Source organism: Sneathiella sp., assembly GCF_041689005.1.
GTDB lineage: Bacteria > Pseudomonadota > Alphaproteobacteria > Sneathiellales > Sneathiellaceae > Sneathiella.
The window spans coordinates 1-10,076 of sequence record NZ_JBDNHC010000153.1 but is presented as its reverse complement, the minus strand read 5'-3'; the positions used below and the strand labels follow the sequence as shown (position 1 = coordinate 10,076).

Annotated in this window: 9 protein-coding genes; 4 read left to right on the top strand and 5 right to left on the bottom strand. The window is 54.8% G+C overall.

Going from position 1 to position 10,076, the window contains the following annotated elements:
- Positions 1–452: NAD-binding protein (locus ACESNI_RS16990; RefSeq protein ID WP_373089172.1), on the top strand; the 452-nt coding region annotated here is incomplete at its 5' end.
- A gap of 19 nt (positions 453–471) precedes the next feature.
- On the opposite strand, the gene ACESNI_RS16985 is transcribed toward ACESNI_RS16990, so the two are convergent.
- Positions 472–1,326: a mechanosensitive ion channel family protein gene (locus tag ACESNI_RS16985; RefSeq protein WP_373089170.1), complete on the bottom strand. Its 855-nt coding sequence runs from the start codon at positions 1,324–1,326 to the stop codon at positions 472–474.
- 384 nt (positions 1,327–1,710) lie between these two features.
- Here ACESNI_RS16985 and ACESNI_RS16980 point away from each other — a divergent pair, with 384 nt between their 5' ends.
- Positions 1,711–3,090: a DEAD/DEAH box helicase gene (locus tag ACESNI_RS16980; RefSeq protein WP_373089168.1), complete on the top strand. Its 1,380-nt coding sequence runs from the start codon at positions 1,711–1,713 to the stop codon at positions 3,088–3,090.
- Positions 3,091–3,146: 56 nt separating this feature from the next.
- On the opposite strand, the gene ACESNI_RS16975 is transcribed toward ACESNI_RS16980, so the two are convergent.
- The 4 genes from ACESNI_RS16975 to ACESNI_RS16960 form a co-directional block, all read right to left on the bottom strand.
- On the bottom strand, positions 3,147–4,097 hold the full coding sequence (locus ACESNI_RS16975) for a dimethyl sulfoxide reductase anchor subunit family protein (protein WP_373089166.1): 951 nt from the start codon (positions 4,095–4,097) through the stop codon (positions 3,147–3,149).
- A gap of 12 nt (positions 4,098–4,109) precedes the next feature.
- The gene (locus ACESNI_RS16970) at positions 4,110–4,856 is read right to left on the bottom strand and encodes a 4Fe-4S dicluster domain-containing protein (protein WP_373089164.1); all 747 of its coding nucleotides are present in this window, start codon (positions 4,854–4,856) and stop codon (positions 4,110–4,112) included.
- Positions 4,853–7,852 (bottom strand): molybdopterin oxidoreductase family protein, encoded by a 3,000-nt coding sequence (locus ACESNI_RS16965; protein WP_373089162.1) that lies wholly within the window; start codon positions 7,850–7,852, stop codon positions 4,853–4,855. The genes ACESNI_RS16970 and ACESNI_RS16965 overlap by 4 nt, the downstream gene beginning before the upstream one ends.
- A 124-nt stretch (positions 7,853–7,976) precedes the next feature.
- Positions 7,977–8,546 carry an RNA polymerase sigma factor gene (locus ACESNI_RS16960; RefSeq protein ID WP_373089174.1) on the bottom strand — a complete coding sequence of 190 codons (570 nt, stop codon included), beginning with the start codon at positions 8,544–8,546 and terminating at the stop codon, positions 7,977–7,979.
- A gap of 424 nt (positions 8,547–8,970) precedes the next feature.
- On the opposite strand from ACESNI_RS16960, the gene ACESNI_RS16955 reads away from it, so the two are divergent.
- Positions 8,971–9,420 (top strand): RebB family R body protein, encoded by a 450-nt coding sequence (locus ACESNI_RS16955; protein ID WP_373089160.1) that lies wholly within the window; start codon positions 8,971–8,973, stop codon positions 9,418–9,420.
- 72 nt (positions 9,421–9,492) lie between these two features.
- Positions 9,493–9,948 (top strand): RebB family R body protein, encoded by a 456-nt coding sequence (locus ACESNI_RS16950; RefSeq protein ID WP_373089158.1) that lies wholly within the window; start codon positions 9,493–9,495, stop codon positions 9,946–9,948.
- Positions 9,949–10,076 lie beyond the last annotated feature (128 nt).

Sequence of the window (10,076 nt, the reverse complement as noted above, 5' to 3'; positions counted from 1 at the left end):
CGGAGGAAGCCACCCTCACCTTTATGGTCGGCGGCGCGGCAGGCACGGTCGATGACCTGATGCCTGCGTTCAGGGCCATGGGGTCCATCGTCACGCATCTCGGCGATGTCGGCGCCGGAACGACCTGCAAGGTACTCAATAATATGCTCGCCGCAACCTCGGTGATTGCTGTGCGCGAGGTCCTGAAGGCCGCAAAAGCCCTCAATTTTCCTGAGGAAAAACTGCTAGAGGTCGCACGGACAAGTTCCGGCAGCACCTGGTTCGGCGATAACCTGAAGAAGATTTCCTGGGCCAACGAAGGCTATTCCATCATCAATACCATCGGCATTCTTGAAAAGGACGTGAACGCGCTCCTCGATTCGATGGGCGATTTTCCCGAACTTCGCATAAATGAATTTGCCCATGTCATCATCGGTGAGCTGCGGAACCTGACACCGGTTTCCGACGGCTGAACCCCCGCCCCCCGAAACCTCAGCCCGCGGTCTTTTTCGCGGACACGTCTTCCTCCTCCGCATCCTCGCGGACCATATGAACCACGCGTTGCGGAAAGGGAATGCTGATCCCCTCCTTGTCGAAGGTCTGCTTGATCGCCTTTGTCAGGGCGAATTTCAACGGGAAGTAATTGGCGTTGTTGCACCAGACGCGGACTGTGAAATTAACCGAGCTATCGGCCAGCTCCGCCACTTCGATCAGCGGTGCTGGCTCCTTGAGGGACCGCTCATCGGCCAGCGCCAACCGTTCAATGATGCCGCGGGCCTTGTCAATATCATCGCCATAATCGATGCCGATAACCAGATCCATCCGCCGGGTCGGGTGAAAGCTGTAATTAAGGATCGCATTGCCCCAGACGGAACTGTTGGGCACGATAACCTGGATATTGTCCGGCGTCGCCATTTCGGTGGTGAACAAGCCGACATGCTTGACCGTGCCGCCATGCCCCCCCGCCTCGACGTAATTACCAACCCGGATCGGCCGGAAAATCAACAGCATGACCCCACCGGCGACATTGCTGAGAGTGCCTTGCAGGGCGAGACCGATGGCCAGGCCAGCAGCACCGAGAACGGCAATAAGGCTGGCCGTCTGTATCCCAAACTGTGCCAGTACCAACAAGATTGTGATGGCAAGGAGGGTGAACCTGACAAGACTCCCGAGGAAGCCGCTGACCGTTGGATCAATACCGCGCCGGGCCATTACCTTCTTCATCATCGCCGGAACCTGCTTGGAGATAATATTCCCGACAATCAGAATAATAATAGCCCCGATCACATCAAGGCCGTATTGCGTAAATATCAGCAAAGCTTCATCCGTCATGTTTTGTAAGTCCATAGCCATCCCTTCCGCCGCCGGATCCAATACTGTCCTCCGGCAAGATTATTTAGTGTTGTACGGGTGCTATGTTAGGGGCATATGGTGGAGATTAAAAGCAGGAATTCCGCCCCATAATCCCTTGACATTCACTTCTGAACAGGTCATATGGCACTGCACAATGGGAAACCATCGTGTATCGGTGCCAACGGTTTCGGCCGTTGCAACCAAGTATCAGGTTTATGAACAGTATTTCCGCAGTGACATGTCACTGTTGCCAGTCCGATGTCTTTATTGACGATCGACATGAGGTCAAGGAGAAACGGTTCTCACCTTGTTTTTGGCCTTTAGTTTGCGTAGCACCATAGCGCAACCATTCGACGTTTTTTGAGGACTATAATAATAATGACTGAATTCACAGAGCTCAACCTTGTTGGGCCGCTTTTGCGTGCCATTGAAAAACAGGGTTTCAGCACCCCGACAGAAATCCAGTCGGGCGCCATTCCCGAGCTTCTTGAGGGGGGCGACCTGATGGGCGTCGCGGAAACCGGCGGCGGCAAGACGGCAGCTTTCGTGCTACCGCTGTTGCAGCGCCTGCAGCATGAGCGCCGCAAGCCCAAGCCAAACCGCCCGACCGCCGTTATCCTGGCGCCAACCCGCGAGCTTGCCAGCCAGATTGGCCTCTGCATCCGTGTCTTTACACGCGGCATCAAGCTGTTTCATACGGTTGTCTATGGCGGTGCGCCCTACGGCCCGCAGTTACAGCAGCTTTCCCGCGGTGTTGATATTCTTGTGGCGACCCCCGGCCGCCTGATGGACCATATGAAGCGCGGAACGGTTCAGCTTGACAATGTCGAGACGATTATCCTCGATGAAGCCGACCGCATGCTCGATATGGGATTTATCGACGATGTGAATTTGATCGTCAGCAAGCTGCCGGAATCTCATCAGACGGTTATGTTCTCTGCGACCATGAGCCCGGCCATCAAGAAGCTGTCCGAGAAACTTCTGAACAATCCGAAATTTGTTGAGGCCAAGCGCGACAACGCCGTTGCCTCCAGTATCGATCATTCAGTCCTGATGGTGCGTGGATCAGATAAAAAAGATCTTCTCATGCATCTTCTTGCCATGGGCGACAAGGAACGGGTTCTGGTTTTCGTCCGCACCAAGGCGACCGCCGATACTCTTGCCAACGATATCAAAAATGAGGTCGAGGGCATCAAGACCGCCGCCATTCACGGCGATTTGCATCAGCGGGCCCGGGAACGGACGCTTCGCTCGTTCAAGAACGGACAGTTTTCGGTTCTTGTCGCAACGGATGTCGCCGCACGCGGGATTGACGTCAACGGCATAACTCATGTAATTAATTATGATCTGCCGATGGAGCCGGAAAACTATATCCACCGGGTCGGCAGAACCGGCCGCGCCGGTGCCACCGGCATTGCCATTTCGATTTGCGAACCACGTGAACGCAATTTGCTTCGCAATGTCGAACAAACGATAAAACAAAAGGTACGTGTAGATGACGATCACCCTTTCCCCGCTCCCGCCGCAAAACCGGAAAAGAAAAAGCATAGTGCAGGACGATCAGGGCGTCCGTCCCGCGCCCCGCATAAGCCGAATGATAGCGGTGACGTCAAGCCATTCCGCAAATATCCGAAGAAAACCGTCAGTAAAAATAAAGGCAAGCCGGGATTTAAGTCTGGCAAGCCCGCAAATGAGGCTGCAAATTCGAATGCTGGGCGTCCAAATGCTAAGCGGGCGAAATTTAAGCATGCAAGCTAACCACTGAACCTGATATTTATCTGCGAAAAGGCGGGCCTCGGCTCGCCTTTTCTTTTTTAGGCGCGGCTTGCTCCGTAGTAGAGACCGACTGCATGGCGGGCCTCGGCAAAGAACAGCCAGCGTTCGACAACGACGCCGATGCCCGCTGAAATCACCGCAACAACAGAAATTGCCGCCGCTGCCGGTCCCGCGAATGAGAACATCAGTACCATCAGGACAGCAGGCAGCAGAAATCCGGCACCGATCACGATCCGGCGGAGCTTGGCGGAATGTTTGCGGGCAATCCTGAAGCCCATTTCCTTCATCAGGTAGTTGGCCTCCGAATGTGGAGATTCCAGCAGGTTGACGGTGCCGAACTCACCAAGCCCGGTCGCACTTTCCGGGGTCGAGATGCTTTTCGTGCTATCCAGAAACCGCCAGTAGGCCCGCTTCCAGAGTGCCGCGATAACCAGTAGAATAATAGCCAGCCAGACCACGGAACTGATTGCATAGCCAAAGAGCGCAAGCAGGCCATTCAGCAGGATCACGCCAGTGGTCAGGGACAGCAACAGGTATCCCGCCGGAACATAGCGGTTAAACCAGGCATGAATGGGCCGCAAACTCGCGTAAATCATGGCGGTGCAATAGACAGTCACAGCAATCGAGACAAGACCGAGCACCCCGATCAACAGCATGAGACCGCCGTAAAGGTCACTGAAAAACAGCCGGTGCAACGCATAGAGACCGGTTGGCGCAAAGGTGAAAAGTGCCATCACGCCCTCACGGCTGAGCCAGGAAGACCGCCACTGGCTGATCGCCCGCCAGGCCCGCTCGGGGTGGCCTAGATGAAGTGTCGACGATAGCAGACCGGCTGTGATCAGCAGAAAGGCAATACCAAACCCGATGAACAGCGGCCAGAAGGCTAAGGCAAGGATATTCAGCATTGTGCCAGCGAGCAGCAGGAATAATAGTCCATAACCAGCGCCGGACGCCGTGGTGAAAAAGATAACAGATTTTGCGGGATGCATGGGTCTACTCGATTACGCGGAAAGAAATTTATCAACCCAGCGGGCGATCACCCCGGCGGAGCCATCAGTGACGGGGGTTAGCGCCTGAACATCGGTGCGGGCCGTTCCCAGCTTCTTGGGTCGTGGGGGGAGATACTTGTTGGTCGGCTTGCACTCCTGCTCGGGCATGAGATCGTAGCCGCCCCGTGCTGCGACCAACTGGCTGACCTCGGAGTCCGGGTCGCCAAGGTCACCGAACGAGCGTGCGCCAACCGGACAGGTTGACACACAGGCAGGCACCCGCGATTCTGGCGGCAGGTTGGGATTATAGATCTTGTCGACACAGAGCGTGCATTTCTTCATCACGCCCTCATCCTCGTCATACTCCCGCGCTCCGTAAGGGCAGGCCCAGGAACAGAGCTTGCAGCCAATGCACATATCCGCATTGACGAGGACGATACCGTCTTCCTCACGCTTGTATGAGGCACCTGTCGGACAGACGGTTACGCAGGGCGCATCATCGCAATGCAGGCAGCTTTTGGGGAAATTAACGGTACGGCCATCGCCAGCGTCATTCTCCACCTCGAAACTATGGATACGGTTGAACCAGACGCCCGTCGGATCGCTGCCGTAGGGGTCCGTATCCGTCATCGGCGCCGAATGGCCGCCGCTGTTCCATTCCTTACAGTTAACCGCGCAGGCATGGCAACCAACGCAGATATCAAGATCGATCACCAGGCCGAGCTTCTTCTTTGGCGGGTTTACTGGTAGTGATGTCATTCTTCTGTTTCCTCTGCCGCGAGTCCTTTTATTTTATTGCCGTAGCCCGGCTTAATAGTTTGGACATGGTCGGCTATTTCATCACGGTTGCCGATCCATTCCCGGTGAGCAGTTTGCTCCCGGCCGCTTGGTGTCCCTTTCAGGGCCGCGCCGTATCTCAAGATATCGACGGGTGGCACTGCGCCGGGAAGCGAGCCTTGCGCCGCCATCATGGGCAGAGTCTCGCCGCAGTCGGCAGGAGCGCATTTCTCAATATTAACCCGCAGGTCATACCAGGCCGCCTGCCCCGTCACCGGATCGGAGTTGGAATAGCGATAGCCGTCGTCGCGTGGTGGCAGCAATTCCGGGATGATCTGGTTGAGCAGGAAGCCTTTTTCAGCTTCCGGCGCCGTCTCCTTCAGACCCCAGGCGCCCTTACGTTTGCCGATGGCATTCCAGGTCCAGACGGTCTGTTTGTTGACGCCGGTCATGAGTTTCGCCTTCGCCTTTACGCGGCCATAAGAGGATTTTATCCACACCCAGTCACCCTCAGCGATGTTATGCTTTTTCGCGAGTTCGACATGCATAAACAATGGGTTCTGATCGGTGATCTGGCGTAACCACGCATTCTGCCCGCCCCAGCTGTGATACATATGCATTGGCCGCTGGGTGACGGCGTGAAGCGGGAAATCGGCCCTCTCCACCGCTTCCTCGACAAAGGGGGCATACCACATCGGCAGCGGATCGAAGAAGCGGGCGACCCGCCCACGCAAATGCTCGGGCGGCTGAATGTCTCCGAAGCCATTTGCCGCCTGCCTGAATTTCTGCAGGGTCTCGGAATAGATCTCCATCACGATCCGCTCGGGCGCTGCGATCCAGCCCATGTAGGTCGCTTCGTCAAGATAGGATTTATTGGCGAATTTATAGTAGGACTGTTCCTCGGTGAAATGCTTGGTCCAGAAACAGCCGTTATCGATGTAATCCTGGAGCTGATCGGGATTAACCGGTCCGCGTCCCTCGCCGGACTTGTCCTTGCCGCGCCAGCCGCCAAGGGGACCGAGCCCCGGTGCCCGTTCATGGTTGACCATATAATCCGAATAGCCGCCGGGATACTGGGCCGCGCCCGCCTCATCGACGAAGCCCGGAAGCTGCAATCGCGCCCCAAGATCAAGCAGCACATCCTGAAACGGGCGCACATCGCGATCGAGAGCAACGACAGGCTGGCGAATAGAATCCGCGGCCGCATGGGCGCTCGAAATCGGCCGGTCAAGCAGCGAGATACAATCCCAGCGTTCGAGATAGGTGGTATCAGGCAGCACCAGATCGGCATAGGCCACGGTTTCCGAATGATAGGCATCGGAATAGATGATTTTCGGAATTTTATAGCTGCCATCGGGTTTTTTATCCGTCAGGTAGCGGACAGTATCCGGCACATTCATCGAGCTGTTCCAGCCCATATTAGCCATATACATAAACAGCACATCGATTTCCGCAGGTTCTCCGGCCCAGGCATTGCGGATGACTGTATGCATCAGTCCATGGGCGGCCAGCGGGAATTCCCAGCTATAGGCCTTATCGATACGTAGCGGATTACCCGCCGCATCGACAAGCAAATCCTCCGGTCCCTTGGGAAAACCGAGCGGCATACCGTCAAGCGGTGTGTTGGCGGCGGTTGTCTTTCCCGCCGGTGCCGGACCGGGCGGACAGGGTTTAGGAAAGGGCGGCTTATGCCGAAATCCGCCCGGAACATCAACCGTACCCAACAGCATTTGCAGCAGATGAATGGCGCGGCAGCTGTGAAATCCGTTGGAATGCGCCGAGATGCCGCGCATGGCATGCATCGAAACCGGGCGGCCAATCATTTTCTCCTGCCGCCGTCCGGCCCAGTCTGTCCAGGGAATGTCGAGAACAATTTCCTCATCGAACGCCGCCTCGGCCAGTTCCGCCGCGATCCGCCGGATAGTGCCGCCATCAATCCCGGTTTGTGCCGCAACGGTCTCAATGGCATAGTCTTCGGAAAGATAGCGTTCCGCCATTAACTGAAAGGCCGGAACCGCCTTTTGACCGGAGGGGAGCGTATAGTCGCCAACTAGGACCGGATCGACATCCGTCGCCTCGGCTGATACGATGGTGCCGTCGGGAGTGGCAATCAGCGTCTTGCCATCTTCTCCGCGCGCGAACAAACCATCCTCCGCCTCACCGGGGGCCTGAATGACCAGCCATGGTGCATTGGTATAGCGAATGAGGTAATTCCAGTCGATCTTGTCAGCTTTGAGCAATTCCTGAATGATCGCCATGACGAAAAGCCCGTCAGTGCCGGGCCGAATTCCAATCCATTCATCGGCGATAGAGGAATAGCCGGTGCGAATGGGGTTAATGGAGACAAATTTCGCATCCTCGCGGGTTTTCAGCTTGCCAAGCCCCATCTTGATCGGGTTGGAATCATGATCCTCGGCGACACCAAACATCATGAAATATTTTGTACGGTCCCAGTCAGGCTCGCCAAACTCCCAGAAGGAGCCGCCAATGCTATAGAGCCCGGCGGCGGCCATGTTGACGGAACAAAAGCCACCGTGAGCGGCGAAATTCCGGGTGCCGAACTGTTTCGCCCACCAGCCGGTAAAGCTCTGCGACTGGTCGCGACCGGTAAAGAAAGCGAGCTTCGATGGGTCATCGGCGCGGACATCGGAAAGCCATTCGCTGGCAAGTGCGAGCGCCTCGTCCCATTCAATTTCCTTGAAGGTGCCGGCGCCGCGCTCGCCCGTCCGTAACAGAGGTTTTTGCAATTTTGCCGGGGAATTCTGTTGCATGATCCCGGCCGAGCCCTTAGCGCAAAGGACGCCACGGTTCACCGGATGATCCGGGTTTCCCTCAATATAGCGAACCTGATTGTCTTTGAGATGTACTTTTATGCCGCAGCGGCAGGCACACATGTAACAGGTCGTAAATTTTACTTCGTCCGACACTAAGGGTGCCGTATCCACGCGATCGTCTCGCGTGGCATTGCCGTTTCTCATCAAAAATAGCTCCCCAGCTACGTATCTCAGCTATGCGCCGATCCTGTACTCACAGACATCGTTACCCGATTTGACCGGGCGCTGTCGATAGTGAAATAAAATAAAACGGCGCCGGGGAGCGGGATTATGCCCGCAATTCAGCAAGCGATTGACGTAGCAATACACGGCCCTGTTGCACGCGTTTGCGCGCATTGTCATTCGAAATTCCGAGGGCCCTGGCAATGTCGTCATACTCTTCCCCCTGAACAAGGCGCAAGATAACCGGAGCCTTCAGGCGGACCGGCAAGTCGGAGACCGCTTTCGTCAAGGTCCGCCCAAGCTCGGCGTTCAGCAGCAACCCCTCCGGCGACAAGGCTCTTGTCTCAAGCGCAGAAAAATCAATAACACTCATGTCCTTGATCTTATCATGCAGATTTCGAACCCGCGTATTCGACCGATGCTTGTCGATACAGATATTATGAAGCAGGCGGGCAAACCAGGCCCTCTCATTGCTAATCTGGGTAGCGTGAACCGCATATTTCTCATAGGCCCGGATTGTCGCATCACTAAAAGCGTCCTCGGCATCCGCCGCGGACACATTCATCCACATCATACTGAGCCTAATCAAATACTCCTTATGAGAGTTCCATGCCTCCCAGAAATTTTCTGGATACCCAGAATTTTCTTCGGGTGCTTTTAAGTTTTCGGGTGCCATCGGATGCGGGGAAGACGTTAGAGGATGGGGCTGATCTGATAGTTCCCCTGAAAATTTGAGAGAGCAGTCCTGTTCTGACTGAACAGTGAATGGGATGGATGTTTGCCGTGCTGCCTGCCTGTCATGATCCACAGTTACCCCCATAAATTATGAATTTCAGGTTCTGGAATTTGATCCGGTCTTGGCTGTCTAAAGCTTGTCCCGCCGATCAACCTTTCATCATTTGGGCATTGAAATTCCCTTTTAAAGTGCATTTTTATTTTTTATTTATTTTATACGTGTGTATGTATTTTCATCGATATTAGTATTTATATTTATATAATTCGATTAATACTAATATATTTTAATATTTAATTGATTTTTTCATAATTATAATTATTTTATAAGTATTAATATATATTAATTAAAATACTGGATAAATATAATGGTCGATAATGCAAGCGATTACCAAATTAAAAATTCAATTTTATCTACTAACGAAATTGTACTTGGAAGTTCTACTTCAAAAGCAATGGCAACTATGTACTTAAATCTTGCGCATTCCGCTGGGATGGCAACCCAGAACGCAGTGGCCAACCAACAGCATCTCAATATCCTCGGCGCGGCGGCGGTTGCTGCTGGTGCAGGGGGTCTGCTTCGGACCGGCCTTGCAGATCAGGTTGAAAAAATATCGCTGAATGAACGCCTCGATTATCTGCAAAAACTGCTCGCCCTTGCCGCTGGCGCGGCGACACAGCAGTCAGCAGCTGCAAAAACTGATACGGACACAACGGCAGCACCGGTTTCACCGGCAGAAGTTGAAACGCCCGTGGCGACCCCGGTTCCTGCGCCAGCAGATCCCTCGCCAACACTGGACGCGGAAAGCCTGCCATGATCCTGATCATAGTTCGGCAACTTTAAGTATATATTTTCTTGCTTTTAGCATTTTTATAAATTGGATATAAATATGGCCATAAATTCGTCTACTCCCCCCAGTTCCTCAAGCTCTCTCACATCCGGAAATATTGACGATTCCGCCGCCTTCGCCATGGGGCTGCTGTATCAGTTCGCTGCCCATTCGTCCGGACTGGCCCTCGAAAACGCGACCGCAAACTCTAACCTGATGAACAGTGTTACCAATTCGGGCGCCGCCGCACTGACCGCTCTCAAGAATGCCGAAGCTATCGCCGTGAGCGCGCAGAGGGCGACGATCGGTGAATCCTATAATGCGCAAACCGCGGCTATCACCCAGGCCCTCAATGCCCAGACCCAGGCCGCGGTGACCAGCCTGAATGCGGTGACGAGTGCCGGCGGCACCGCCCTCGCCGCCCAGACCAGTCAGGATATCGCCGGCATTACCGCCGATGCCGTCGCCGCCACTGCCGCCGCCATGGACCAAATCGTCAAGCAGATGGGCGGCTAGCTATTCCTCCCGCCGCCGGAGATAGCCTCTTCGGTGGCAGCAGAGTCCGCCCTTTTTTCGGGTAATTGCCAATACAGGGGCGGGCCGCGAGAGCGACACCGACGGTGTGTCAGCAGCGCCGAAAAAAT